At 71.9% G+C, this 25,684-nt stretch carries 27 protein-coding genes; 17 read left to right on the plus strand and 10 right to left on the minus strand.

What is annotated here, in order from left to right:
* Positions 1-130: 130 nt before the first annotated feature.
* Positions 131-415, plus strand: coding sequence for a WhiB family transcriptional regulator (locus J4E96_RS11055; RefSeq protein ID WP_227422162.1), 285 nt, complete (start codon positions 131-133; stop codon positions 413-415).
* A gap of 42 nt (positions 416-457) precedes the next feature.
* Here J4E96_RS11055 and J4E96_RS11060 read toward each other — a convergent pair whose 3' ends face one another.
* A complete protein-coding gene (locus J4E96_RS11060; protein WP_227422163.1) occupies positions 458-808 on the minus strand; it encodes a protease inhibitor I42 family protein in 351 nt (116 codons plus the stop codon).
* A gap of 89 nt (positions 809-897) precedes the next feature.
* Between J4E96_RS11060 and J4E96_RS11065 the strand changes: the two genes are divergently transcribed.
* Positions 898-1,668 (plus strand): C1 family peptidase, encoded by a 771-nt coding sequence (locus J4E96_RS11065; protein ID WP_227422164.1) that lies wholly within the window; start codon positions 898-900, stop codon positions 1,666-1,668.
* Between the two features lie 7 nt (positions 1,669-1,675).
* On the opposite strand, the gene J4E96_RS11070 is transcribed toward J4E96_RS11065, so the two are convergent.
* A complete protein-coding gene (locus J4E96_RS11070) occupies positions 1,676-2,050 on the minus strand; it encodes a hypothetical protein (RefSeq protein ID WP_227422165.1) in 375 nt (124 codons plus the stop codon).
* Positions 2,051-2,148: 98 nt separating this feature from the next.
* Between J4E96_RS11070 and J4E96_RS11075 the strand changes: the two genes are divergently transcribed.
* The 4 genes from J4E96_RS11075 (at position 2,149) to J4E96_RS11090 (ending at position 4,264) form a co-directional block, all read left to right on the plus strand.
* Complete coding sequence (locus tag J4E96_RS11075; protein ID WP_227422166.1) at positions 2,149-2,436, plus strand: hypothetical protein; 288 nt, start codon at positions 2,149-2,151, stop codon at positions 2,434-2,436.
* 288 nt (positions 2,437-2,724) lie between these two features.
* Positions 2,725-2,970: a hypothetical protein gene (locus J4E96_RS11080; protein WP_227422167.1), complete on the plus strand. Its 246-nt coding sequence runs from the start codon at positions 2,725-2,727 to the stop codon at positions 2,968-2,970.
* 564 nt (positions 2,971-3,534) lie between these two features.
* Positions 3,535-3,858 carry a hypothetical protein gene (locus J4E96_RS11085; RefSeq protein WP_227422168.1) on the plus strand — a complete coding sequence of 108 codons (324 nt, stop codon included), beginning with the start codon at positions 3,535-3,537 and terminating at the stop codon, positions 3,856-3,858.
* Positions 3,859-3,940: 82 nt separating this feature from the next.
* On the plus strand, positions 3,941-4,264 hold the full coding sequence (locus J4E96_RS11090) for a ribosomal maturation YjgA family protein (RefSeq protein WP_227422169.1): 324 nt from the start codon (positions 3,941-3,943) through the stop codon (positions 4,262-4,264).
* 56 nt (positions 4,265-4,320) lie between these two features.
* On the opposite strand, the gene J4E96_RS11095 is transcribed toward J4E96_RS11090, so the two are convergent.
* From J4E96_RS11095 to J4E96_RS11105, 3 genes are all read right to left on the minus strand, one after another.
* Positions 4,321-5,268 carry a cold-shock protein gene (locus tag J4E96_RS11095; RefSeq protein ID WP_227422170.1) on the minus strand — a complete coding sequence of 316 codons (948 nt, stop codon included), beginning with the start codon at positions 5,266-5,268 and terminating at the stop codon, positions 4,321-4,323.
* A 494-nt stretch (positions 5,269-5,762) separates the two neighbouring features.
* Positions 5,763-6,323 carry a GNAT family N-acetyltransferase gene (locus J4E96_RS11100; RefSeq protein WP_227422171.1) on the minus strand — a complete coding sequence of 187 codons (561 nt, stop codon included), beginning with the start codon at positions 6,321-6,323 and terminating at the stop codon, positions 5,763-5,765.
* Positions 6,324-6,577: 254 nt separating this feature from the next.
* The gene (locus J4E96_RS11105) at positions 6,578-7,339 is read right to left on the minus strand and encodes a DeoR/GlpR family DNA-binding transcription regulator (RefSeq protein ID WP_227422172.1); all 762 of its coding nucleotides are present in this window, start codon (positions 7,337-7,339) and stop codon (positions 6,578-6,580) included.
* 53 nt (positions 7,340-7,392) lie between these two features.
* Here J4E96_RS11105 and J4E96_RS11110 point away from each other — a divergent pair, with 53 nt between their 5' ends.
* Positions 7,393-7,791 (plus strand): DUF4406 domain-containing protein, encoded by a 399-nt coding sequence (locus J4E96_RS11110; RefSeq protein ID WP_227422173.1) that lies wholly within the window; start codon positions 7,393-7,395, stop codon positions 7,789-7,791.
* Positions 7,792-7,888: 97 nt separating this feature from the next.
* On the opposite strand, the gene J4E96_RS11115 is transcribed toward J4E96_RS11110, so the two are convergent.
* Positions 7,889-8,752, minus strand: coding sequence for an HAD-IIB family hydrolase (locus J4E96_RS11115; protein ID WP_227422174.1), 864 nt, complete (start codon positions 8,750-8,752; stop codon positions 7,889-7,891).
* An 87-nt stretch (positions 8,753-8,839) separates the two neighbouring features.
* Positions 8,840-9,805, minus strand: coding sequence for a sugar-binding transcriptional regulator (locus tag J4E96_RS11120; RefSeq protein WP_227422175.1), 966 nt, complete (start codon positions 9,803-9,805; stop codon positions 8,840-8,842).
* 146 nt (positions 9,806-9,951) lie between these two features.
* Between J4E96_RS11120 and J4E96_RS11125 the strand changes: the two genes are divergently transcribed.
* The 6 genes from J4E96_RS11125 to J4E96_RS11150 all read left to right on the plus strand — a co-directional run bounded on the left by J4E96_RS11125 (position 9,952) and on the right by J4E96_RS11150 (position 16,968).
* The gene (locus J4E96_RS11125; RefSeq protein WP_227422176.1) at positions 9,952-11,499 is read left to right on the plus strand and encodes a sugar ABC transporter ATP-binding protein; all 1,548 of its coding nucleotides are present in this window, start codon (positions 9,952-9,954) and stop codon (positions 11,497-11,499) included.
* Positions 11,496-12,491 carry an ABC transporter permease gene (locus J4E96_RS11130; RefSeq protein WP_227422177.1) on the plus strand — a complete coding sequence of 332 codons (996 nt, stop codon included), beginning with the start codon at positions 11,496-11,498 and terminating at the stop codon, positions 12,489-12,491. The genes J4E96_RS11125 and J4E96_RS11130 overlap by 4 nt, the downstream gene beginning before the upstream one ends.
* Entirely contained in the window at positions 12,488-13,513 is a 1,026-nt protein-coding gene (locus J4E96_RS11135; protein ID WP_227422178.1) for an ABC transporter permease, read from the plus strand. The genes J4E96_RS11130 and J4E96_RS11135 overlap by 4 nt, the downstream gene beginning before the upstream one ends.
* A gap of 89 nt (positions 13,514-13,602) precedes the next feature.
* Positions 13,603-14,655, plus strand: a complete 1,053-nt coding sequence (locus tag J4E96_RS11140) for an autoinducer 2 ABC transporter substrate-binding protein (protein ID WP_227422179.1) — start codon at positions 13,603-13,605, stop codon at positions 14,653-14,655.
* A 2-nt stretch (positions 14,656-14,657) separates the two neighbouring features.
* Entirely contained in the window at positions 14,658-15,452 is a 795-nt protein-coding gene (locus J4E96_RS11145) for a class I fructose-bisphosphate aldolase (RefSeq protein ID WP_227422180.1), read from the plus strand.
* A complete protein-coding gene (locus J4E96_RS11150; protein ID WP_227422181.1) occupies positions 15,442-16,968 on the plus strand; it encodes an FGGY-family carbohydrate kinase in 1,527 nt (508 codons plus the stop codon). The genes J4E96_RS11145 and J4E96_RS11150 overlap by 11 nt, the downstream gene beginning before the upstream one ends.
* A 33-nt stretch (positions 16,969-17,001) precedes the next feature.
* Here the strand turns inward: J4E96_RS11150 and J4E96_RS11155 are convergent, their stop codons facing one another.
* Together J4E96_RS11155 and J4E96_RS11160 are read right to left on the minus strand one after the other, a co-directional pair.
* Positions 17,002-17,700, minus strand: coding sequence for a hypothetical protein (locus J4E96_RS11155; RefSeq protein ID WP_227422182.1), 699 nt, complete (start codon positions 17,698-17,700; stop codon positions 17,002-17,004).
* A 72-nt stretch (positions 17,701-17,772) separates the two neighbouring features.
* On the minus strand, positions 17,773-19,968 hold the full coding sequence (locus tag J4E96_RS11160) for an RCC1 domain-containing protein (protein ID WP_227422183.1): 2,196 nt from the start codon (positions 19,966-19,968) through the stop codon (positions 17,773-17,775).
* Positions 19,969-20,274: 306 nt separating this feature from the next.
* On the opposite strand from J4E96_RS11160, the gene J4E96_RS11165 reads away from it, so the two are divergent.
* Together J4E96_RS11165 and J4E96_RS11170 are read left to right on the plus strand one after the other, a co-directional pair.
* Positions 20,275-20,466, plus strand: coding sequence for a hypothetical protein (locus tag J4E96_RS11165; RefSeq protein WP_227422184.1), 192 nt, complete (start codon positions 20,275-20,277; stop codon positions 20,464-20,466).
* 133 nt (positions 20,467-20,599) lie between these two features.
* Positions 20,600-21,445 carry a universal stress protein gene (locus tag J4E96_RS11170; RefSeq protein WP_227422185.1) on the plus strand — a complete coding sequence of 282 codons (846 nt, stop codon included), beginning with the start codon at positions 20,600-20,602 and terminating at the stop codon, positions 21,443-21,445.
* A 43-nt stretch (positions 21,446-21,488) separates the two neighbouring features.
* Here J4E96_RS11170 and J4E96_RS11175 read toward each other — a convergent pair whose 3' ends face one another.
* On the minus strand, positions 21,489-22,055 hold the full coding sequence (locus J4E96_RS11175) for a TetR family transcriptional regulator (protein WP_227422186.1): 567 nt from the start codon (positions 22,053-22,055) through the stop codon (positions 21,489-21,491).
* 113 nt (positions 22,056-22,168) lie between these two features.
* On the opposite strand from J4E96_RS11175, the gene J4E96_RS11180 reads away from it, so the two are divergent.
* The gene (locus J4E96_RS11180) at positions 22,169-23,683 is read left to right on the plus strand and encodes an MFS transporter (RefSeq protein ID WP_227422187.1); all 1,515 of its coding nucleotides are present in this window, start codon (positions 22,169-22,171) and stop codon (positions 23,681-23,683) included.
* A 36-nt stretch (positions 23,684-23,719) separates the two neighbouring features.
* Positions 23,720-25,381: a phospholipase D family protein gene (locus J4E96_RS11185; RefSeq protein WP_227422188.1), complete on the plus strand. Its 1,662-nt coding sequence runs from the start codon at positions 23,720-23,722 to the stop codon at positions 25,379-25,381.
* Positions 25,382-25,684 lie beyond the last annotated feature (303 nt).

Genomic DNA, 25,684 nt, shown 5'->3' on the forward strand with positions numbered 1-25,684 from the left:
CGCGGCCGGCTGGCGCAGGCTGAACAGGCGGTGCATGACACCGCAGTGGGTTCAGACTCGAGCTCCGCACTCTCTCGGACGGATCGGCACACCGGCGCCGGACGAACGGACGACGTGATGGGGCTGGGACATGACTGAATCTTCCGCCGACGGGCCGATCATCCCCTGGAACTGGCAGAGCGGCGCGGCCTGCCAGAACAAGGACGAGACCCTCTTCTTCCACCCCCCGGGCGAACGCGGTTCGACCCGCCGCCGCCGGGACGCGCTCGCGAAGGCGATCTGCGCGACCTGCCCGGTGATCATGCAGTGCCGGGCCCAGGCACTCAAGGTGCGCGAGCCGTACGGTGTCTGGGGCGGCCTGTCCGAGCACGAGCGCGAGGCGCTGCTGCCTCCGCTGGTCCGCGACGCGATCTGACGGTCTGTACACCCGACTCCTTCGCGCCCGATCGGGCGGCGATCAGCCGCGCGGGCGGACGTCCAGCTCCACCTCCAGCTCGGCGGCCAGCGAATTGGGCTCCCACGCACGCCGCTGCACGAGTCGCAGCGAGGCCGCGCCCGCCCGCAGCGCCTCGAAGCCGAGCACCCGCTCACCGCCGCTGCCCCGGGGCGTGGTCGCCGCCTCGGTCCGGTCCTCGACGAGCCGCAGGGCGGCGTCGTCGAACTCCGCGTGCCAGCGGTACCCCGTCGTCGCGTTCTCCGGCAGGCGCACGACGACCCGCTCGCCGACGGGAACGACCTGCCGTGCGGTGGAGGCGGTCGGCCGCAGCTCGAGCGTCATGGTCGAGAACTCCCCTCGTGCGGGCGCCACCGTGGGGATTGGCAGGCCCTGCGGCCGAGAGTACGCTCGCTCGCCGTCGGCAATGGTGCCGACGAGGTGCCTTCGCGAGGGGATGTCCGATGGGAAATCGGGGACTCGTCGACAGTGGATTCGTCTATGAGAAGTACGAGGAGCGCCCGCACCCCGGGATGCGCCTCGGCCGCAACCAGTGGCTCGACGGGCGCAGCCTGAGCTACATGGTCGAGAACGACGCCCGAGAGATGAGCGGCGCGCTCGACGACCAGCGCTGGGACCGCGTGCTCCCGATCCTCGACCAGGGCCAGCTCGGGTCGTGCACCGGGAACGCCGGCGCGGGCGCGCTCGGCACGCAACCGTTCTACGACGCCGTCGGGCACGCCGTGCTCCCGGCCGGCGACGCGGCTGCCGCGCAGGCGTTCGCCGTCCAGCTGTACGCCGACGCCACCGTCGCCGACGGGTACAGCGGGACGTACCCGCCCGACGACACGGGCTCGTCCGGCCTCGCGGTCTGCAAGGTGCTCAAGAGCCGCGGCGTCATCGCGGGCTACCGGTGGGCCCGCTCGCCGTACGGCCTGCTCCGCCTGCTGCAGAAGGGCCCGGTGCTCCAGGGCATGCCCTGGTACACGGCCTTCTTCGAGCCGGACGCCGACGGCTTCATCGACGCCGACCCCGCCTGGCCGGGGAGCGGCATCTCGGGCGGGCACGAGGTCGAGGCGGTCGGCGTCGAGATCGACTCGGCAGACGCGTTCAGCAGCGCGCTCATCTACGCCAACAGCTGGGGCACCGGCTGGGGCGACGCGGGGTACTTCCGGATGCGGCTGCGGACGTACGAGCGGCTGACCGGCGTCGACCTCAAGCAGTTCGTGGTTTAGGGCACACTTAGCGCCCGCTTCCCGGACTCGGTCGGTGCATGGACGCGGCTGGCACGTCGGCGTGGCGGTGGTTGTCGCCCGAGAAGGCGACGCCGGTCGAGCCCTGCACCGCGCCGAAGCCGAACACCGCAACCACCACGAGTGCCGACATCGCCGCGCGCGTCAGCCATCTGTAGCGGCGCCCGATGGTCAGGGCGACGGCGACGGTCACGACGTAGCTCACCGCCAGGGCAATCGTCCACGTGACCCCGGCGGACTGCCGGTCCGCGGCGGTGCAGCCGACCGGAGCGGGATACACCGCTGGGCACACCGCCTCCATCGGGACGGCCACCCACCAGATTGCCGCGCAGGCCGCGACGGAGACGATGGTCGCGGCAGTCACCGCACGCCTCGCCGACGTCTCGGGCCTCACTGCCGAGGTGCTGGCACCGGTCATGCCGCCAGAGGCTACCCAGCGGGGCGCCACAGGCGCCGGCAATCGTGGCCACGACGACACCTGCGTTGAGGTGTGGTGACGGGACGCGGGTAGCGTCCGTTGACCATGAGCGCACGTCGGTCGACGCCGCCCGGCCCCTCCCGACGCCGCCCGGCCCCGCGACGCCGCCGGTCGGCTACGGACAGCAGTTCATCCGCGACATGGGTCAGGGCCTGGCCGAGATTGCGGTGCCGGGCATCGCGGTCCTCGTGGTCGTCGGTGGGCTCGGGCTGCTCGGCTACGCGCTCGCCGATGGTGTCGGGCTCGCGGTCGACGTCGTCCGCCACCGCTGACGCCGTCTCCAGGGCGTCGCATACCGACCGCAGCTGGGCGGGGTTGAGCCGCGAACAATCGGGAGGCGTGACCGTGATGGCACGGCATAGCATCGGGTCGACCACTTACCTGACGGCTGACAACTCCTACCAGCTCGGGAAAGCTCGGCCGTGCCTGTGCACCAGCCTGACCAACACGCAGACCCTGCTGGCTCGGGCGTGAGTGCGGGGCGCGGGCAGACCCCGTTGCTCACAGCCCTGGGCGTGAACTTGCTCTTGGGAATCCCAGGTGTCGTTCCAATCTGGATCTTGTGGTTCCTCGCCGCGAATTGGCCGCTCGCGGCCGTGGGCTGGACGCAGACGGAACCGACGGAGAACGACGGCACGGGGCCGTGGCTCCTGATCGGGGGACCGGTGGTGGCGCTTTTCGCGCTGGTCTGGTGGCTCGTCAACCGCGACCTGCGCCGCCGAGTAGCACTGGCCCCTTGGCAGTACTGGCTCGTGAGCGCATTGGCGACGCTCTTGCCAACGCTCGTTCTTGTGCTCGTTCTATGAGACGCCTCGAGCCTGATTGTGCTGTGCTGGCCCCTTGAGATTCAGTCTCGAAATCGACGTTTCCTACGATGGGCAGCACCGGGCCTACGCGCGGTCACACGTCGTCGCGGACGAGCAACCGGCGGTCCCGTAGGCGAGCGCCCGCCGGTTCACTCTCGCTCAGCGCCGATCGCGTCGGCGCCTACGGTGCTGACGTCTCAATTCGACGCAGGCGTCCAAGATCTGTCTTCTCGGCGCTTCTCATCCGCGGGGCCAACCGTCGAAAGCACGAGTGCGGCGGCCGGAGGAACGGCCGACGGCCGCTGACCCGGCCTTTCGACATGTTCGGGACGGGCTCGCGTCTATTGTGAGGCCAACGCTGTGCTCGTGGAACTCAGGAGGTGCAGTGCACCCCGCTCTCACATCCACCGACGGCGGTTCGAGACCGTGAGTCCGAGGACTCCGCACCGGGGCGCTCTCGTCGTCGGAGCGATCACACTGTTGCTCGTCCTGGCGGGCTGCGGCAGCAAGTCAACGGCGGCCCCGCTCGAGACCCCGCCGCCTGACGCCACCCCGGAGGAGGTCGTGGGCGCTTACATCGAGGCGATCAACGCAGAGGATCCATCGACGCTCGCGGCGATCGCGACCCCTGATCTTGCTCAATCCACCATCGACGGCTGGTTCGGCACAACCATCGAAGAGGTGCAGATCGACGCGGCCCTCGACGGAACACAACTGGCCATCGGCACGGAGTACGAGGCGCAGGACAACGCCTGGGTCCACATCGACGCGGTGTTTCATCACACCGACGGGTCCCTACCTGAGGGCGAGCTCACCGGATGGGGCTACTACCTCACCAGGGACGAACCCTCGTCGAGCTGGTACATCTGGACCCAGGGATCGTCGTAGTGCGACACCCTCGACCATTGCGCCGCCACGGCGATACCAACTCATCGCTGCGGCCGCGACGGTCGTCGTCGCGGGCCTGCTGGTGACATACCTCGGTCACGGCTCGATCTCCAGCGCGATCGGGGACGGCCTGTACGCGGCGCTGATCTACCTGCTCGTCGCGTTCGCCACGCCACGCTCGCGCACCCGCTTGGTCGCGGCGATCGCGCTCGGACTGTGCGTCGCCGTCGAGCTCATGCAGCTCACCGGAGCTTCCGCCGCCGTGGTCCAGTGGTGGGGACCAGCGCACTACCTGCTCGGGACCACCTTCGAGCTCGTGGACCTCGCGGCGTACACAGCTGGAGTCGCAGTCACGGCGCTCGTCGACCGAGGACGCTCCACGCAGGCGCTGACCACGACGAGCTAGGACGCCCGCGCCAAGCGCTACGTCGGGTACAACTCCGCCCGGGCCCTCCGTCCCGCTCACATCAGTTCGACGCGGTCGGCCTGGGGTCCTCGATCGCTCTGTCGCACCTGGTACCGGACCCGATCGCCCTCTCGCAGCGCGTCGGCGCCCCTGATGACCGACACGTGCACGAACAGGTCCGCGCCCGCGGCGTCTGGGGCGATGAAGCCGAAACCCCGCTCCTCGTCGTAGCGCACGACCACTCCCTCGCCGCCGCGCACCGGGGCGTCGTCGGCCGCCTCGTCGTGTCCCGACCGAGCGCGGGTCGTCGAGGTCGCGGGCACGCCCCGAGGTGTCGAGCTGCGCGTGAGGGCCACGTCGCGCGCGTGCGGGCCCCTCTCGCTCTCAACGACGTCGTACGTCACCCGGTCCCCCTCCTGCAGCTCGGTGAGACCGCCGGTCAGCGCTCGGACGTGCACGAAGACATCGGGGCCGCCCGATTCGGGGGCGATGAACCCGAAGCCCTTGTCCCCGTCGTACCAGGACACGGTGCCGTCGGCCCCGTCGGATGTTCCGGCCTGCTGGGTGGCCTGGGCCCCCAGCGGAAGCAGATGGTCAGCCTGCGGGCCCTTGTCCCCGTCGGCGACGAGGAATGCCACCCGCTGCCCATCCGCGATCACGCCGCCTCCGACGATGGCCGAGCTGTGCACGAAGATCTCGGCACCACCGCCGTCGGGCGTGATGAAGCCGTACCCCTTGGCAGGCTCGTACCAGGCGACGGTGCCGAGCACGCCCAACGGCTGATCGGCGGACTGGTCAGCCGTGACCCGAACGCGGCGTGCCTGCGGGCCGCGGTCGCCCTCGCCGATCTCGAACTCGACCACCTGGCCCTGCCGGAGCAGCTTCATCGCGTCGTCGCTGACGATCTCGGACGCATGCACGTACAGGTCCTCTGCCTCCTGCCCGAGGGCGATGAAGCCGAACCCCCGGTCGGTGTCGAACCAGCGGACGGTTCCCTCGGTCACGGCTGACTCCTTGTCAAAGCTACGGTCGGTGTTCACCCAGTGTCCCCGACTCTGCGACAAGGCCGGCGCCAGGCGATGCTCGCACCGTCGTGGACGCGGAAGACGCGCAGTTCGACGCCGGCGGCGTACGGCTCGCTCTGTACCCGCTGGGCCAGCTGCGCGATGAGGCCGCGCCCGACAGCGACGGCCGCTGCCGTTGCGGCCGACGCTCGGGTGGTCGCCGCGCCAGTCGACCGCGAGCGGGGCGGCTACTCGGCCTACGTCGCCGACCCGGAGGGCTGCCGCTGGGAGATCGCCTGGTTGCCCGGCTACCGGCAGCCACATCGCGGTCGTTTAGGGGTGCCCTCGTCAGCGCCGGGTCGGCCCGACCGCGATAGGCCTCTCGCCAGCATGTTGTCTGGAACTCGGCGATCTCCTGAACATCAGCTGTGTCCGCCGCGCGGATGACCACCTCGGCGTGCTGGCGCTGGATCTCGTTGCGGCTGGGCACCGCGCTACCGCAGTTCGCCGGGCAGGAGCGAGAAGATCATCGAGTCGCGCCGGCCTCCTTTGAATGCGAGGTGCGAGCGAAGGACCCCCTCGTGCACGAATCCGCAGCGCTCAGCCACCCGCTGCGAGCCGTCGTTGTCCGGCCCGCAGGTCAGCTCGATCCGCTGCAGACCCAACGTCGAGAAGGCCCAGCCGGCAAGGAGCCGCACGGTGTGTGTGGCCGCACCGCGCCCGCGGGCGTCGGGAGCCAACCAATACCCGATCCCAGCGCGCGCCTGGTTGAGGTCGACGTCGTACAGGGACGCGCCCCCAAGAATGACGGCCTCGTCCAGCGGGCTCGCGATCGCAACAGTCAGCGCAGAGCCGGACTGGCGGGCCTGCTCCTGCTCGACGAAGTACTCACGCGCATCCGCTTCGCTGTACGCCGTGGTCCGAGACCAGGCGAACTGACGAATGACCGGGTCGTTGAACGCCATCAGCTTCTCTGGGACGTCCTGAGTACGCCAGGGACGCAAGAGCACCACGGCGTCGCGGAGCGGGGGCGTCGGGTACTCGAGCGCGGCCATGCGGACGACCGTACGGGAATGACATCAACCGGCGAGCCACCGAACATCCCATCAGCACGATGTCGATATGCGGTGCCGGAGAGTGCTCACTCAACGTCTGGGTGGGGGCGAGGGGCCTCAGAGCTCGAGTTTCGACTGTCGCCGCACGTGACGCTAGTCGAGGAAGACATGGTCGCTGATGCGCGTCCATGAGCCCGGAGCCGACGGAGCGGCGGCGCCGTCGGCAACGAGCGCAGCGGTGACCGATGCGGCACCTACGTTGAGGCTGAGATCACGACAGCGCCTGCCCTCTCCAGGTCGCGTCGCGCCCTGTCTTCTGGCGCCGCGTCGAGGATGATCCCGCTTACCTCGTGCAGCCGTAGCACTCGGAAGGGCGAGGCTGCGCCGATCTTCTCGCTGCTGCCCAGGACGTAGGTGTCGCCGGCCCGTGCGGCGAGGGCTCGTTTCATTGCGGCCTCGTCGGGATCACCGGTCGTCAAGCCGGCCTCATGATGGATGCCGGTCACGCCGAGCATGAAGATGTCCGCGTTCACCGCCGACGCCGCCTCGACTGCGGCCGCCCCGCAGGTCACGAGGGAGTGCTTGAAGAGTCGACCGCCCAACAGCTGCACCTCGACGGTCGGATGGTCCACCAGGGCGACGGCGATCGTGGGGCTGTGCGTCACAACCGTCGCCACCAGGTCTCGGGGAAGCCTTCGCGCCACGGCGAGGGCCGTCGTGCCGCCGTCGAGGATCACCGTGCAGCCTGGATGCACCAGCCGGGCCGCCGCGCTAGCGACCCGCTCCTTGCTCTCCACGGCCACCTCACGGCGCCCGGCGTAGTCCGTGACGGCGGGCGAGACAGGCAGCGCTCCGCCGTAGACGCGCTGGCAGAGCCCCTCAGCAGCGAGCTCGCGGAGGTCCCGCCGGATGCTGTCCTCGGAGATGCCCAGGTCCGCGGCGGTGGTCTTGGCGACGATGCGGCCGTCCCGGCGGAGCCGCTCGAGCAGTTCGTCACGTCGTTGGGCAGCAAGCACGTCCCGCCCCCTTCCCCTTGTTTCTGCATGTTGTTGCCGACTATTCTACACTCATGCCACCTCAACCACTGCTCATTCTCATCGCCGGCCCCTACCGGTCCGGCACCGACGACGACCCCGCCCGCATGGCGGCCAACCTTCAGCGACTGGAAGAAGCGGCGTGGCCGCTGTTCCGCAGCGGCCATGTCCCGATGATCGGGGAATGGGTCGCCCTTCCAGTTCTGAGCTCCGCGGGCGCGACTGGTCCCCTCGACCCGCTCGCTGAGCAGGTGATGTACCCGACCGCGGAGCGCCTGCTGCAGCACTGCGACGGCGTCCTGCGGGTGCCGGGCAACTCCAAGGGTGCCGACCAAGACGTCGCCATCGCCCGGCGCCGCGGGCTTCCGGTCTGGTTCGACATCGCGGACATCCCCGGCTACGTGCCGCAGAGCACGCCGCAGGCGTCATCGTGATGACCGGCCAGATCCGGCCCAGCACAGCGTCAGCGTCACCCCGCTCGCGCGCAGCCGGCCCCCATCGCTCGGCGCCAGGCGCAGCCAGTCCGCGCGGTCAGCGCCCGGCGAGCATGTACTCGAGAACCTGCGCCACGCCGTCGTCGGCGGCCGCGGGCGCCAGGTGATCCGCCGCTGAGACGGCGTCGGCGTGCCCGCCCGTCATGGCGAAGCTCGTCCCGGCCCAGCGCAGCATGTCGACGTCGTTCGGCATGTCGCCGAAGCTCACGACCTCGGCCGCGGGGATCCCCCACGACTGGGCGAGCTCCGCCAGGCTGGTCGCCTTCGTGACGCCCAACGGCCCCATCTCGAGGATCGCGATGGCGGGGCTCGAGTGCGTCGGCGCGACGAGGTCGGTCACGTACTCGCGGCCTGCGGCGAGCAGGCCGTCGGGGGTGGACGCCGTGCTGAAGGCCACGAGCTTGATGACGGGCTCGGAGTCGAGCAGCTCCTCGAGCGTCGCCGCCTCGCGCTGGCTGCCGGCGATCGCCACCGCCGGGGCCAGGCCCTCCACGCGCCCGGACCCGCGCGCGGCCTCGTAGCCGCTCTCGACCCGAATCTCGTCGGCGGTCTCGACCGCAAACACGACATCCGGCACCGCGGCGCGCAGCCGGCGAGCGACCTCGATAGCCGCCTCGTTCGAGATCGAGCGCAGGGCGACGACCGAGTCGGCGGCCGAGTCGAGCGTGATCGAGCCGTTCGCGCAGATCGCGAAACCCGTGTGTCCGGTCGCATCGACGACCGGCTGGAGCCAGCGCGGCGGCCGCCCGGTGACGAAGACGACGCGGACGCCGGCGCGCGCGCACGCCTGCAGGGCAGCCCGGGTGCGCGCCGAGACGGACTGACCGTGCGGGACGATCGTGCCGTCGAGATCGGTCGCCACCATGGCGAAGTTGCGGGGCGCCGTGAACGGGTGCTGCACGAAGTGTCGGGTCTCCAGACGTGGCGACGACGGGGCGCCGCAAAGGGGTGAGTACCCCAAGTATCCCTTGAACCGGCGCGGGGCGAGCTAACGGGCGGTGAGCTCGAGCGCGACATCCTCGGTCGTGACGAGCACGTCGAGATACCCGCCCGCGAGTGCCCCCGCGATCGCATCGAGCTTGTCGATGCCGCCCGCGACCGCGATGACGTTCGGCATCGTCTGCAGGTCGCGGATCGGGATGCCGATCCGCAGGCGGTGAAAGTCGGCGTCGACGACCCGCCCATCGCGGTCGTACCACTCCGCGAGGATGTCCCCGACGGCGCCCTGCGTGCGGTACTCGGCGAGCTGGTGCTCGTTGACGACGCCGTGCTGCAGGATCGTCGCCGACGACAGCGCCGAGCCGATCCCGATGAGGGTCGCATCCGCCTGGGCCGCGAGCTGGAGCACCGAGGTGACCGCGAGCTCGTCGCGCAAAGCGGCGGCGATGTTCGGCGCCGAGGCGAGCAACGGCGCCGGGAGAAACCGGATGTGCGTGCCGAGATCATTGTTCGACGAGCCGAGCACCCGCCGCGTGTACGCGTCGATGCCGCCGGCGATCGTCGCGATCGTGACGTCCTTGAGCGAGTCCCGGCTGAGCGCGAACAGCGCCCGGAGCACGGTGTCGCCCCACCCGATCCCGATGATCGCGCCGGGCCGCAGGTGCCGGCGCAGGTACTGCGCACCCGCCTGGCCCAGCTGCTCGTTGATCTCCTCGGGCGACCTGTTCACGCCGATCTGGGGAACGACGACGACGTCGGTCAGCCCGTACCGGTCCCGCACGGCGCGGCTCAACTCGAGCGCCGTGAGCTCGTCTGCGCTGATCTCGATGCGAACGATGCCGAGGTCCTTCGCCCGCTCGAGCATGCGCGCGACCGTCGCCCGCGACACCGAGAGCTGCGCCGCAATCTGCGCCTGGGTGAGGTTGTCCTTGTAGTAGAACCACGCGACCCGCACGAGTGTCGCGCGCGAGTCGGACCGCTCGCTGCCCGCCCACGACGTTCGGTCAGAGACCATGCCCAGAACGTAGCACCGGTGAGCATCGGTTCATCTCACGATCATATGGTTGACGTCTGCGCAGGCTGCGGTCTACCGTCCAAATCATCCGAAAGCAGACGAATGACCCGACATCGCTCGGGTGCCGATGAGGCTGGGGCGTGGCAATGGAGTCCGTCGCACACGAGCCGACGCAGGCCGGTGAATCGCCGTCACCGCGCCTCGAGATCCGGACGGTCAGCAAGCGTTTCGACGCCGTCGTCGCGCTTCGCGACGTCTCCTTCACCATCGCCCCCGGGGAACTGCACGCGCTGATCGGCGAGAACGGCGCCGGCAAGTCCACCCTGGTCGCGATCGTCACCGGGCTCCAGGAGGCCGACTCGGGCGCCGTCCTGCTCGACGGCGAGACCGTGCAGTTCCGCGACCCGAAGCAGGCGCGCCGGGCCGGCGTCGCCGCCGTGTACCAGGACCCGAACCTGTTCCCGCACCTGTCCGTCGCGGAGAACATCTTCGCCGGCGAACACCCCACCCGGCGCGGGCAGGTCGACAAGCGGGCGATGCGCGAGCAGGCGACGTCCCTGCTCGCGCGCCTCGGCTTCGACATCGACGTCGACCAGGCGGTCGCCGGTCTGACCGTCGCCGAGGCGCAGTTCGTCGAGATCGCGCGCGCGATCTCGACCGACCTCAAGATCCTCATCCTGGACGAGCCGACGTCGGCGCTCACCCCCGGCGAGGCCGTCAGGCTGTACGACGTCGTCGCGCGCCTCAAGGCCGAGGGCACCAGCATCATCTGGATCTCGCACCGGATGGAGGAGATCCGCCACCTCGCCGACACGATCACCGTGCTGCGCGACGGCCAGCACGTGCGCACCGCGTCCGCCGACGACCTCGACGACGACGCGATGATCCGCCTCATGGTCGGCCGGTCGGTGGTGCTGACCCCGGTCCCCCGCCAGACCCCGCTCGGGCCTGTGCGCCTGAGCGTGCGCAACCTGTCTCTCGACGGAGTGTTCGACGACGTGAGCTTCGACGTCCACGCCGGGGAGATCGTCGGCGTAGCAGGGCTCGTGGGGTCCGGCCGCACCGAGATCGCGCGCGCCATCTTCGGCGCCGATCCCGCCGGCTCCGGGGAGATCGTCGTTGACGGCACGCCGGTGCGGGCCCTCAGCCCGCGGCAGATGGCGCGGCGCGGCGTCGTCTACCTTCCCGAAGACCGCGACGCCGAGGGCGTCATCTCGACCATCTCAGTGGCGCGGAACATCGCCCTGCCGAGCACCGCCGCGCTGTCGACGTTCGGCCTCATGCACCCGAGCCGCGAGCGCCGGATCGCTCGCGAGCAGAAGGCGGCGCTGAGCATCAAAGCCGAGATCGACCACCCCGTGAGCTCCCTGTCCGGCGGCAACCGGCAGAAGGTCGCGCTCGCGCGCTGGCTAGCAACCAAACCGGCCGTGCTGCTGCTCGACGAGCCGACGCACGGCATCGACGTGGGCACCAAGGCGCAGGTGCACGACATCATGCGGGACCTCGCACGCGAGCAGGGCCTCGCCATCCTGATGATCTCGTCGGACCTGCCCGAGGTGGTCGCCGTGAGCGACCGGGTGCTCGTCATGGCCCGCGGGCTGCTCGTCGCCGACCTCGACATCGTCGACGCGACCCAGGAGGCGATCATCGCCGCGGCGACCCGCAGCGCAAGCCTGACGGGCGACGTCGCATGAGCCGCACCGGGTCGATCGCCCTGAGGGTGCGCTTCCTCGGCGTCGTCGTCTTCCTGCTGCTGCTCGTCGCCGCGTTCGCCCTGGTGTCGCCGCAGTTCCTCACCGTGAGCAACGGGCGCACGATCCTGTTCACCGCGGCGATCCTCGTGGTCGCCGTCGCCGGCCAGACCATCGTGGTCCTGACCGGGAACCTCGACCTCTCGGTCGGGTCGATCATGGGCTTCACCGCCTACGTCGTGTACGACGTCAGCTCCGGTAGCCCGGGCCTGCAGGCCGCCGTCGTGCCCCTCGCGCTCGTCGTCGGCGCGGTGCTCGGCTGGCTCAACGGCTTCCTGGTGGCCGTGCTCGAGATCCCGTCCATCGTCGCGACCCTCGGCACCCTCGCGGTGTACCGCGGCGCGACCGCCGTCTACGCCGACTCCGGGCAGGTCACCTCCGGCATGATCCCCGGCTGGGTGAAGTCCGTCTCCACCGGAACCGTCGCCGGGATCCCGTACTACGTGCTCATCGCGGCCGCGGTGGTGGCCCTCGTCGGCTGGGTGCTCAGCAGCCTGCCGTGGGGGCGCCGCATCTACGCCTACGGCTCCAACCCGCGGGCGGCGCGGTTCTTCGGCCTCGACCCGACCCGGATCGTCATCGGCGCGTACGTCGCCGCCGGGATGATCGCGGCGCTCGCCGGGCTGATGCTCGGCGGGCAGGTCGGCGTCATCGGCTCGCTCCTGGCCAACGGGTACGAGATCCAGGTCCTCGCGGCGGCCGTCATCGGCGGGGTGAGCATCTGGGGAGGCAGCGGGAGCGTCGTCGGCGCGGCGCTCGGCGCCGTGGTGCTCGCGACCATCAACAACGGACTGGTGCAGCAGCAGGTGCAGGAGTACTACCGCCTGCTCATCCAGGGCGTGACGATCATCCTCGCCGTCGGAGTCGACGCCGTCGTGCAGCGCCGCGTGACGGGCATCAACCGACGCCGCCGCATCATGGAGGTCGCGAAGTGAGCCTCGTCCGCCTCGCGCGCCAATACTCCTGGGAGCTGCTCCTGGTCGTCCTGATCCTGGCGGCCGGAGCCTGGGCGACCACCCTGTCTCCCTTCTACCTCGAGGCCGCTCAGATCCTCGGGTCCGCGCAGTACTTCGCGATCTTCGGCATCCTCGCCTTCGGCCTCATGACGGTCGTGATCCAGGGGGAGATCGACATCTCCCTGGCGTCCACGCTCGCCGTCGGCTCCGTCACCTTCGCCCAGCTCGCGACCAACGGGTTCCCCGTGGTCGTCGCGACGGTGATCGTGCTCGCCCTCTGCGCGACCCTCGGCGCGATCAACGGGGTGCTCGTCGCGTACGCCAACCTGCCGTCGCTCGCGGTCACGCTCGGCACCCTCGGCGCGTACCGCGGGCTCGCCTACATCATCGGCGGTGAGGCCGGCTTCACCGGACTGCCAGAGTCCTACACCTACCTCGGCAGCCACCTCCTCGGGATCGTGCCCGCGTCGTTGTTGGTGTTCCTGCTCCTGGCGGCCGCCACCGCCGTCCTGATGGCGGCGACCCCGTTCGGCCGCTACAGCTACGCCATCGGCAACAGCTCCCCCGCGAGCGCGATGGCCGGGGTGCCGGTCAAGCGGGTCCGCGTCGGCGCGTACGTCGTCGCGGCCCTGACTGCGGGCATCGGCTCGCTGCTGTGGATCGGGCAGTACTTCTCGGCCCGGGCCGACAACGCCGACGGCTCGATCCTGTTCATCCTCACCGCCGTCGTGCTCGGCGGTGTGTCGATCAAGGGCGGCAAGGGCACGGTCGTCGGGGTCCTGCTCGCGGTCCTGCTGCTCGGCGTCCTGTCCAACGGCATGGGCCTGGCGAACTTCCCCGGCTCCAGCCAGACCCTGATTCTCGGCGCGCTCCTGATCGTCAGCATCGGCCTGCCCAACGGCGTCGTGAGGCTGCGCTCGTCGCTCTCGCGCCGGCAGCGCGCCGCCACGGCGGCACGGCTGGTGACTGACGACGACGCCCGCGCCCGCTCGCCCGGCTGAGCCGGCACCACGGCACTGCCCGACCCACCCCGCGCACCGCTGCACCTCCACCACCCACCTAGCACCAACTCGAAGAAGAGGATCTCCCGATGTCCATTCGCAACCGACGCAGGAGTCGCACGATTCTGGCCGCCTTCGCTGGCGCCGCGGTGCTCGCCGTCAGCGCGTGCAGCGGCTCGAGTGACGAGCCGGCGGCCGGCAACGAGACGTCCGCAGCCGCCGCCGACGTCAGCATCTTCATGGCCCCCAAGTTCACGGGCCTGGCCTACTTCGAGGTCGCGCGCGCCGGCGGCGAGCGGGCCGGCGAGGAGCTCGGGATCGACTTCCAGTACGTGGGCTCGGACGAGCCGGACGCGACGGCGCAGGTCCAGACCCTCGAGAACTCGATCACGCAGAAGCCGTCCGCGCTCGTGGTGAGCGCGATCGACGGCGGCGCCGTGTCTCCGTCGCTCAAGAAGGCGATGGACGCCGGCATCGTCGTCGTGACCTACGACGCCGACGCCGAAGTCGACGCCCGCGACATCTTCGTCAACCAGCTCAGCTACGAGTTGGCGGCGAGCACGATGCTCGACGCCGCCCTGCTCAACGACCCCGAGGGCGGCAAGATCGCGTTCGTGTCGGCCTCCCCGACGGCGCCGAACCACACCGCGCACGTCAAGATCATGAAGGAGCTGATCGACACCGACCCGGCGTACTCCGCGCTCAGCTACATCGACACCGTGCAGTTCGCCGGGGACGACGAGCAGAAGAGCTTCGACATCGCGGTGAACCTCATGCAGGACCCCGACCTGAAGTTCATCATCTCGTCGTCGGCCGCCACCGTGCCGGCCGCCGCACAGGCCGTCGTCGCCCAGGGCCGGCAGGGCGAGGTCTACGCGACCGGCTTCGCGCTGCCGAGCTCGATGAAGGAATTCGTCGCGGACGGCTCCGTCAAGGCGTTCGCCCTGTGGGACCCGGCCGAGCTCGGCTACGTCGCCACGATGGCCGCGAACCAGCTGGTGACTGGCGAGATCACGAGCGAGGAGGGTCAGGTCGTCAAGGCCGGCGACGCGGGCGACTTCACCGTCGGCGCCGACGGCGAGCTGCTGTACGACAAGCCGCTCGTCTTCACCGCAGAGAACATCGACGAGTACGACTTCTGATCGTGTCTGGGTCCTCGCTCCGCCTGCGCCGGCTCTTCGACGCGACCTCGCACCGCTCGTTCATGGTCGCGTTCGACCGCACGCTCGCGGGCGGACCCGAGCCGTACGCGGTCGACTCGGCCGCGACGGTCACCGCCATCGCCGCGGCCGGCGCCGACGCGATCCTGCTCAGCCCCGGACTGATCAAGCAGCACGGGCACCTGCTCGCCTACCGCGGCGGCCCCGCGATCGTGTGCCGAGTGGACTTCCCGTTCATCGCCGGCTTCGCGCGGGGCCGCGGGGAGGAGTTCCGCGTGATCGCCCGTGCCGAGGAGGCCGTCGCGCTCGGTGCGGACGCGTTGGTCATGTTCCTCATCCTCGGCCACGAGGAGCAGCGCACGTGGGGGACGAACGTCGAGGCCGTCGCGCGGACGGCCGAGGCCGCGCGGCGCGTGGGGGTTCCGCTCATCGTGGAGGCGGTGCCGTGGGGGTCGCAGGCGCCCGATCCACGCGACCCGCAGCTCGTCGCGACTGCGGTGCGCATCGCGGCCGAGCTTGGCGCCGACGCCGTGAAGACGGAGTACGTCGGCGACCTGGCGAGCATGCGCGACGTCGTCGCCGGGTGCCCGGTGCCCGTCCTCGTCCTGGGCGGGCCCACGGTCGACGACGTCGGCGCCCTCGTCGGGTTCACGGCGGACGCGTTGGCGGCGGGAGCGCGCGGCGTCATCTACGGCCGCAACGTCTGGCAACGCACAGACAGCGCGCTGGTCAGCGCTCGGCTACGCGCGGTGGTGCACGGGGGCGCGGATGCCACGTGACGTCGTCGTCGGCCTGGACTCTGGCGGGTCGTTCGTCAAGGCGTCGTTGTTCGACGTGACCTCCGGGCAGTCGATCAGTCGGGGGCGCCCGGTCCCGGTGCAGCACGCCGCGCCGGGGCACAACGAGCGCGACCCGCTGCTGATGTGGCAGGAGCTGGCCGCCGCCACGCGCGAGGCGATCGACGCGCTGCCGGGACGGGGAGACAGGATCGCCGCGGTGGGGGTGACCGGGCACGGCAACGGCCTGTACCTGGTCGACGCGGCCGGCCGGCCGACCCGGGACGCCGTCCTGTCCTCGGACGTGCGCGCGACGTCGATCGTCCGGGGGTGGAAGGCCGCCGGAAAGCACGAGCGGCTCTTCGCGACGACCCGCAACGGGCTTTGGCCGGGCCAGCCGGCCGCGATCCTCGCGTGGCTCCAGGAGCACGAGGCCGGGGCGCTCGACGGCTCGGACGCCGCGCTCATGTGCAAGGACTTCCTGCGCGTCCAGCTGACCGGCGTCGTGGGCACGGAGCTGACGGACCAGAGCTGCAACGGGCTGCTCGACAACCTCAGCCTCGACTACTCCGCCGATGTGCTCTCCGAGCTCGGCCTCGAACGTCAGCGCCGCCTGCTCAAGCCTGCGAGCCTGCCCGAGGACGTCGTCGGCAACGTGACACGCGCGGCCGCCGAGGTCACGGGAATCCCGGCGGGGACGCCGGTGATCGCCGGCCTCGTGGACAACGTCGCGCTGCACCTCGGCTCGGGCATCCTCGACGGGTCGAAGATGTGCGTCGCCGCAGGCACCTGGAGCGTCAACCAGCTGCTCGTCCCCCGCGAGGCGCTGCAGCCCGGCGGCGTCGTCGAGAGCATCGCCCCGTTCGCGGCCTGCCTGTCGATCGGCCTGCACCGGGCGCTGATGATCGAGGCCAGCCCGACGTCGGCGAGCTCGTTGTCGTGGGCCGTCGACCACGGACTGACCGGCCTGCGCGCGCAGGCGCGCCAGGCGCATCGCGACGTGTACGAGTCGAGCCTCGACCGGATCACGTCGGTGCGCCTGCGGCCCGACGACCCCATGTTTCTCCCGTTTCTCGACGGCAGCCGGGACGAGCCCGGGGCCAGGGCGGCGTGGATCGGCGTCGCGTCGTGGAACGACGAGAACAACCTGTTGCACGCGATCGCCGAGGGTGTGTGCATGGAGCACCACCGGCACCTAGACCGGCTCGCGGCGAGCGGAGGCAGCGACACCCCGGTCAGCCTCTCGGGCGGCGCGGCACAGAGCAGCGCGTGGGCGCAGATGTTTGCCGACGTGCTCGGGCGCAGGGTCGAGGTGCCGTTGGGCGAGCAGCTAGGTGCCCTGGGCGCGTCGGTCGTGGCCGGGCTCGGGGCGGGCCTGTTCGACAGCCTCGACTCGGGCCTGAAGCACCTCATGCCGCCGATGCGCGTGTACGAGCCGCGACCGGCGGCGTCCGAGCACTACGCCGCGCGGTACTCGCGGTACCAGCAGGCGGTGGAGGTGCTCGGTTCGTGGACGTAGCCGTGCGCCATGGGCGAGATCAGCGCCGCGGGATCACAGCAGCAGGATCGCGGTCACGATCGAGCCGAGCGCCGCGAGCGGGATCGCGACGACCGTGCCCACGAGCGCGGCGATCGTGATCCGCAGGTCGTCGCGCAGGTAGGGGGCGTTGACCGGACCGCCGGCGGCGAGCAGCCCCGCGCGCTGCGCCGCCTCGATGCGGGGGAAGAACCGGGCGGTGCGCAGGCTGTTCTCCGCCATGGCCGCGGTCAGCACGTCCATCTCGTCCCGCAGCGGGTCCCACCGCGGGTCGGGTTGGGAGGTCCCGCGCGGATCGCCCGTCGACCCACTGGCGATGACGACGACGCCGTCGGTGCCGGTGCCGGGGCCGGCGCGACCGGGGCCGCGGGAGGCGCCGGATGCACCAGATGCACCAGATGCACCAGATGCACCAGATGCACCAGATGCACCAGATGCACCAGAGATGGTGCGGTGCGCCGCGAGCTCCGCCGTGCGCGCCTGCAACCGCTCGCGCCGAACGGCGAGCAAGACGACCGGGACGGCGAGCAGGGCCGCCAGGGCCAGCGGGATCCACGAGCTCGCGCCGTCACCCGCCCGGACGTAGCCGGCGCCGAGCAGCGCGAGCAGCGCGATCGACGCGCCCGCCAGCCGCAAGAGCACCCCGCCCGGGCGCCGCGCAAGCTGGACGAGGGACGGGATCACCTGGTTGAGCACATCGCCGGTCGCGGTCATGCGAACCAGGTTCGCACCCCCGCGGCGTGCCGGCACGCCCCGCTCGCTACGGGCGAACGCGAGACGCCGGGCTCAGGACCGCAGGCCGACCGTGTGCAGCAGTCCCGCGACGACGGACGCCCAGCCGGTCCCGGTGCCGATCCGGGTCGGCGACGGCCGGTCCGTCGTGGTGCCGTCGCCGAGCTGGCCGGAGCCGTTGGCACCCCACGCCCACAGGCTGCCGTCGGACCGCAACGCCGCCGTGTGCCAGTGGCTCGAGGCGACGGAGGACCAGCCGGCGTCGGTGCCGATCCGGGTCGGCGTCAGCCGGTCCGTCGTGGTGCCGTCGCCGAGCTGCCCGTAGGCGTTGAAGCCCCACGCCCACAGCGTGCCGTCCGACCGCACGGCCGCGGTGTGCCCGTTGCCCGCCACCGCCGCGGCCCAATCGGTCGCCGAGCCCACCTGCCCTGGCGTGAGCCGCGGGGACTCGCCCGAGGTGGTGCCGTCGCCGAGCTCGCCGTAGTCGTTGCTCCCCCACGTCCAGAGCGTCCCGTCGGTCGTCACGGCGACCGTGTGGCCCGGCCCTGTCGCGACGGACTTCCAGTTCGCGGCGGTGCCGACCTGGACCGGCGCCGCCTGCGGATCGAACGAGCCGAGGCCGAGCTGCCCGGTGCCGTTGTAGCCCCAGGCCCACAGCGTGCCGTCGGACTTGATCGCGAGGGAGTGGTAGAACCCGGCCGCCACCGAGACCCACCGCGTGTCGGTCCCGACCTGCCGCGGCGCCGTGCGGGAGACGCCGGTCGTCGACCCGTCGCCGAGCTGGCCGAGGTCGTCCAGGCCCCAGGACCACAGGGTGCCACCGGTCGTGATCGCGAGCGTGTGCCCGTACCCGGCCGCCGCCGTGGCCCAGTTTGTCGCCGTGCCGACCCGCACCGGCGCTCGCCGCGCCGTGAGCGTCCCGTCGCCGAGCTGGCCGTCGTTGTTGTAGCCCCACGCCCACAGCGACCCGTCGGCGCGGACCGCGACGGTGTGGTTGGCGCCCGCAGCCACCGACGTCCACCGCTGGGTCGAGCCGACCTGGACGGGGGCGGGGCGATCGGTCAGCGTCCCGTCGCCGACGGCGCCGAAGCCGTTCGCGCCCCACGAGAACGCCTGCAGGCCGGCGACGGGCGCGGGCTGCACGGTCACGGTCGCGGCGCCGGCGATCGCCGCGCTCGCCACGTCCGCGGCCGTGAGCTGCTGCGCGCCTGCCGTCGCCAGCACCGCGCCCGAGCCGGCCGGGACCGTGTAGGTTCCGGCGTCGCTCGCGTCGAACCGGTGCTGCGCGGGCGTGATGACGGCCGCCCTGTCCGTGCTGGCGAAAGCGACCGTGCCGCGGTAGGACGTCGCGGGGTTGTCCCAGGTGTCGAGCGCCCCGACCGAGAACGCGAACCGGGCGCCGGCGACTGCGGTCGCCGGGGCGGACACCGTGAGCTTGGCCGCGGCACCGGCGCTCACCGTGATCGGCGCGGTCCGACCGGCGATGGAGGAGACGCCGGCGTCGGTCGCCGTCACGGTGCGCACCCCCGCGGCGTGCAGCACCACGCCGGTGAACACGTGCATGCCCCGGTCGGCCGCCGTGAACCGGTAGGTCGCGGGCAGCACCGGGTTGCGCGGGTCCGTGCTGGTGAACGCGACCGCCCCCCGGTAGCCGCTGATCACGTTGTAGTAGGCGTCTTTGGCCATCACCGTGAGCGAGGTCGCGACCCCCGCCGTCGCGGTCGGCGCGGTCGTGACGGCCAGGCGCGTCGTCGGGCCAGGGGCGAGCGTGATCGGCCGGGACGTGCCCGTGATCGACGCCGACCGGCCGTCCTTCGCGGTCACGGTCCGGGCCCCCGCGGTGCGCAGCGACACCCCGGTGAACGTGTGGGACCCCTTGTCCGCCGCCGTGAACGTGTACGCGAGCGGGAGCACCGGCGTGCGGTGATCGTCGCTGCTGAACACGACGGTGCCCCGGTAGGCGCCGGTGATCGCGCCGGCAGCGTCCTTCGCCGTGACCGACAGCGCGAAGGGGGCACCGGCAGTCGCCGTCGGCGGGGCGGTCACGACCAGGCGAACCGTCGGCGCCGCGCCCGCGGGCGCCGCCGCCGCGGGCAACGCCGCCGCGGGCGCCGCCGCCGCCGGCAACGCCGCCGCGGGCGCGAGGACAGCAAGGCCCGCGACGACGAGCACAGAGGCGATCCGGCGGAGCGCCCCTCGAAGCGAGCACGCCGCAGTCTCGACGTGAATAACCATGGCGTGGCCCTTCATGGACGATCACAGACTCGGCGCCCATCGACGGGCCCGGCGTCTTTCACGGTCGCCGCCGCCCGCGGGCACTGTCAAGGACAATCACCCACATGCCAGGACATCTCCGACGCCGCCTGCGGCGGGTGTCAACCTCAAATGACAGCAAGTCAGCACCGCTTGACTGAAGCCGCAACGCCTGCCACGATGACGTCACACCACCGCGCATCTCCCCGCACTGCGCGCCCACCAGGACCGCGGACCTCCCGTGACGTCGTCGTCCCCGCCCACAGCGGTGCCCCACCACAACGGTCACATCGAGGAGAGCCCATGTCGACAGCCGCGGCCCGTCAGCTCATCGACCCCGACCGAGTGCTCAACTGGTCCGCGGAGCGTGGGGGCGACTCTCGGGCGCGCCGCGAGAAGCCGACGGATCGCGCGACGGTGCGGCGCGCCGTCGTCCTCGGGCTGGCCGCCGCCGGTGCGGCAGCGCTCGCAGCGCGACTGACCGCCCGCGACTGACGGCCCGGCCGACGCACCGACCGACCCCCTGGGAGCCGGTCGCGCACCGGACATATGCGACCAAAGGCCCTGGTCGTCGACCGGACGAGCGCGAAGATTGAGCCCACGAGCACGTTCCGGAAGGAGCAGGGCCATGGCACGCACGGTCGTCGTCGGGGTCGAAGGAACACCGTCGAGCGCTCAAGCGCTGGTCTGGGCCGCCACGATTGCGGCGGCCCGCAAGGTCGAGCTCAGCATCGTCTGCGCGACGGGCGATCCGTACGCCAGCGTCGACATCGAGTACGACGACGCGATCGAGCAGGCGGCGACCTCGCTGCTCAAGGTCTCGACCGAACGCGCGCTCGCCGTCGCGCCGGAACTCGTGATCAACGCCGTGCTCGCGCACGGCGGCGCCGCCAAAGCGCTCACGGACGCCTCGTCGCAGGCCGCCCTCGTCGTCGTCGGCTCGCGGCCCCTCGGCCTGATGGAGCGGGCCTTCGCCGGCTCGCTGAGCTACCAGATCGCCGCAGGTTCGCACTGCCCGGTGCTCGTCGTCCCGGAGGGCGCCGCCGAGGTCGGGACCGGGGTCGTCGTCGGGTCGGACGGATCGGCCGAGTCGATGGGCGCGGTCGCGCTGGCCGCCGCGGAGGCCGACCGCTTCGGGCAGGAGCTCACCGTGCTGCACGCCTGGCACACCCCGCTGGCGTTCATGTCCGTCGACATCGTCACCGAGTCCGACGACGCGTGGGTCGAGGAGAGCCGCCGCGTCATCCTCGCCGAGGCGGTTGCGGGCCTCGGCGAGCGGTATCCGGATCTCGTGATCCACCAGAAGCTGGTGCACGACCAGCCGGCGCGCGCACTGCTCGACGCGGCGCGCGGGGCGCGGATGGTCGTGGTCGGCAGCCGCGGCCGCCACGGGATCGCCCGGATGCTGCTCGGCTCGGTGAGTCACACGGTGGTCCTGCACGCCCCCTGCCCCGTGCTCGTCGCGCGGAGCTGACGGCCGGCTACGGCGCGACGGCCGGCTACGGCAGGACGGCCGGCTACGGCGCGACGATCCGCCGGACGGACTCGACCACGAGCGCGCGCCGGGCGCCCTCGGGTGAGACCTGGGCCTCGACCAGGTGACGCGGCGCGTGCATCCAGGCGGTCGCGATCGCGAAGATCGAGACGAGCACGTCGTTCGGGCTGACGTCGGCGCGCACCAGCCCCGCGCGCTGCGACTGGGCGATGGAGTCGAGCAGCGCGGCGCGGTCCGGGTGACGCAGGTCGAACGTCGCCGCGATCTCGTCGAGCCCCTCGAGCCGCGCCCAGTCGAGGATGCGCAGGTTCTCGGGCTGCGCCGTGAGGTGGTCGAAGATGCGGCCCGCCGACCCGGGCAGGTCGGCCGCGTCGAGCGCGATGGTCCGATACAGCTCCGCGGAGTTCGCGGCGACAACGGCCGCGAACAGCACCTGCTTGTCGCCGACGTGGGCGTAGATCCGCTCCTTGTTGACCGACGCGGCGTCGGCGATCCGGTCGATCCGCGCTCCCGCGAAGCCGAAGCTCGCGAACTCGGCTCGCCCCGCAGCCAGGATGCGCGCCTTGGTCTGAGCGCCCGGGGTGGTCACGGCGGAAGACTACCCGGCGCGTGAGCAAGGACACCCAACCATCTAGTTGTCTAGGGCGAAGACGCGGACCTAGGCTGACACCTTCCCCCCTCGCAGTTGAGAAAGGCTTCACCTTGCCCTCCCGCACTTTGCCCCCGACTCACTCCCCCACGCTTGAGCCGGCCGGCGACTACGAGAAGTACGACCCGATCGAGACGACCGCCGCGCACGGCTCGCGCCGCTGGTGGGTGCTCGCGGTCATCGCCCTCGCGCAGCTCATGGTCGTGCTCGACGGGACGATCGTGAACATCGCGCTGCCGAGCGCGCAGGCCGACCTCGGCCTCACCGACGCGAGCCGGTCGTGGGTCGTCACGGGCTACGCGCTCGCGTTCGGCGCCCTGCTGCTGCTCGGCGGGCGGATCGCCGACTTCTGGGGACGCAAGCGCGCGTTCCTCACCGGGATGGTCGGCTTCGCGCTCGCGTCGATCGTCGGCGGGCTCGCCCAGAGCCAGACCGAGCTGCTCGCCGCCCGCGCGCTGCAGGGCGTGTTCGCCGCACTGCTCGCCCCGGCCGCGCTCGCGATCCTGACCGTCACGTTCCCGACCGGCCGCGACCGCGGCAAGGCGTTCGCCGTCTTCGGCGCGATCGCCGGCGGTGGCGCCGCGCTCGGCCTCGTGCTCGGCGGGCTGCTCACCGAGTACGCCTCGTGGCGCTGGTGCCTGCTGGTCAACGTTCCCGTCGCGATCATCGCCGTCGTCGCGGGTTCGCGGCTGATCGTCGAGAGCCGCGCCACCGGGAACACGCGGTACGACTGGCCCGGCGTCGTGCTCGTGGCTGTCGGCCTCGGGTCGCTCGTCTACGGGTTCACTGAGGCGGAGAACGGCTGGACCAGCGGCCCGGCGCTCGGGTTCATCGGCCTCGGCGTCGTGCTCCTCGCGCTGTTCGTCCTGGTCGAGGCGCGCTCGGACCACCCCCTCCTGCCGTTGCACATCGCCGCCCAGCGGGACCGCGCCGGGGCCTTCCTGGCCGCGCTGCTGACGGGGACCGCGATGATCGGCGGGCTGCTCTTCCTCACCTTCTACCTGCAGATCGTGCTCGCCTACGAGCCCATCGCGGCGGGCCTCGCCTCGCTGCCCATGACGGCCGCCATCATGGTGACGGCAGCCGTGTCCGCGCAGCTGATGCCGAAGATCGGGCCGCGGCCGCTGCTCGCCGTCGGGCCGGTCGTCGCGGCCGCGGGGCTGCTCTACCTCACCCAGCTCGAGACCGCGGGCTCGTACGCGGCCGACGTGCTGCCGGGCATGCTGCTGCTCGGCCTCGGCCTCGGGATGATCTTCGTCCCGCTGCAGAACATCGCGCTGCTCGGGGTCGATCCCCACGACTCGGGCGCCGCCAGTGCGCTCGTCAACGCGGCGCAGCAGATCGGCGGGTCGCTCGGCACCGCGCTGTTCAGCACGATCTCGCTGACGGCCACCGCGGCGTTCATCCCGGCCGACCCGAGCTCGCCGACCGCCCCGCTCGACGCGCTCGTCGCCGGGTACACCCACGCCTTCGCGTGGGCGGCGCTGTTCCTCGTGCTCATCACGCCGATCTCCCTCGTCCTGGTCCGGGCGACGAAGGCCGACGTCGGCGGCGAGTCCGCGATCTGAGCCCCGGTGCTCCGCCCGTGGGTCACACTGACAGGGATGCGAGCAGACGCGACCAAGTCCCCCGTCGACCCGCCCGGGTCGGCCGGGAACGATGCGCCGGCGGCCGATCCGGCCGCCGGCGCGTGGTTCGTGACCGATGCCGAACGCGCCAACCCGGCGACCGCGCTGCGCGGGTGGACCACCGGGAACCTCGTCCAGCCGCTGATCGACGGACACGCCTACTTCGCGCGGCTGAACGCCGTGCTCGGGGCCGCCGGACCCGGCGACCAGGTGTGCTTCCTCGACTTCCGCGGCGACATGGACGAGCGGCTCGACGGCCCGGGCAGCGAGGTCAGCGCCGTGCTCAGCGGCGCGGCGACCCGCGGCGCCGGCGTCTTCGGCCTGCTCTGGCGCGCCCCGGCGCGCCTGCTGCGCCAGTCCTCGGACGCCAACTCTGACTTCGCCGAGCGGGTCGGCGCCGCCGGCGGCCAGGTGCTGCTGGACGGGCGGACCCGGATCGCGGGGAGCCACCACCAGAAGCTCGTCGTCGTCCGCAGCGCGGCCGCCCCCGAGCGCGACGTCGCCTTCGTCGGCGGCATCGACCTCAGCCACAGCCGCAACGACGACCCGGCACACGACGGCGACCCCCAAGCCGTGCCGTTCCCCCTGCGCTACGGCGCGCGCCCGCCGTGGCACGACCTGCAGGTCGAGGTCCACGGGCCGGCCGTTCGCGAGCTCGAGCACACGTTCCAGGAGCGCTGGAACGGCGCGAGCACCCTCGAGGCGCCCGCGCGCGTGCGCCAGCTCTACGACGGCGCGTACCACCTGGGCGCGACGGCGCCCGTGCTGCTGCCCCCGCTCCCGTGGGTCGACACCAGCCGGCCGGGAGGGCACGCCGTCCAGGTGCTGCGGACCTATCCGGCGCGGTTCCGGCGCTACCCGTTCGCCCCGCACGGCGAGCGGAGCATCGCGCACGCGCTGCTCAAGGCGTTCGCCCGGGCGCGCAGCCTGATCTACCTCGAGGACCAGTACCTGTGGTCGCGGCCGGTGGCCGACGCGCTCGCCGGCGCGCTGCGCGCCAACCCCGGGCTGCGCGTCATCGCCGTCGTGCCCCGGTACTCCGACAACGACGGCGCGATCACGCGGGTGCCCTCGGCGATGGCTCGCCGGGACGCGCTGCGCACGTGCACCGAGGCCGGCGGCGAGCGGTTCCAGGTCGTCGACCTCGAGAACGAGGCCGGCACGCCGATCTACGTGCACTCCAAGGTCGTGATCGTCGACGACCTCTGGGCGATCGTGGGCTCGGACAACCTCAACCGCAGGTCGTGGACGCACGACAGCGAGCTGTCGGTCGCCGTCGTCGACGAGGCCCACGATCTCCGCGAGCCGCGCGACCCGGCCGGGCGCGGCGAGGGCGCCCGCGAGTTCGCCCGGAACCTGCGGCTCGCGCTCGCGTGCGAGCACCTGGGCCGGGCCCCCGACGACGTCGCCGACCTCCTGGACCCGGCAGACGCCGCGGACGCGTTCGCCCGCAGCGCGCGCACGCTCGCCGCGTGGCACGCCGACGGCGGCGCCGGACCGCGGCCGCCGGGGCGCGTGCGCGCGCACCGAACGGTGCCGACCACGGCGATCCAGCGGCTGTGGGCGACCCCGCTGTACGCGAGCGTCTACGACCCGGACGGGCGCCCGCTGCGGGATCGGCTGCGCCGCCGGCCCTAGAGGGCGCGCCGGTAGCCCGCGCACCGGTGGCGCCACCCTCGGGCCGGGCTCGAGCGCACGCCTCCGCGCGGAGCATGTGACCTGAGTAGCCCCGAGTGCCTCCTGAGACGTCCCAGCTTCCCCACCAGCATCACCCGTCACATGCTCCGCGCGGACGGGGCCGGTCGGGCCCTCGCGGGCTGCCCCAGGCCCCCGCAGGACGGCGAGCGGCCCGCGGCGATGGGTGCGGGTGGACCGGACCGACGCGCGAGTGACTGGTGGGGCCGATGTGACTCCTGGGGCACCCCGTTCGACACTGTGGTC

This window comes from Pengzhenrongella sicca (assembly GCF_017569225.1).
Taxonomy (GTDB): domain Bacteria; phylum Actinomycetota; class Actinomycetes; order Actinomycetales; family Cellulomonadaceae; genus Pengzhenrongella; species Pengzhenrongella sicca.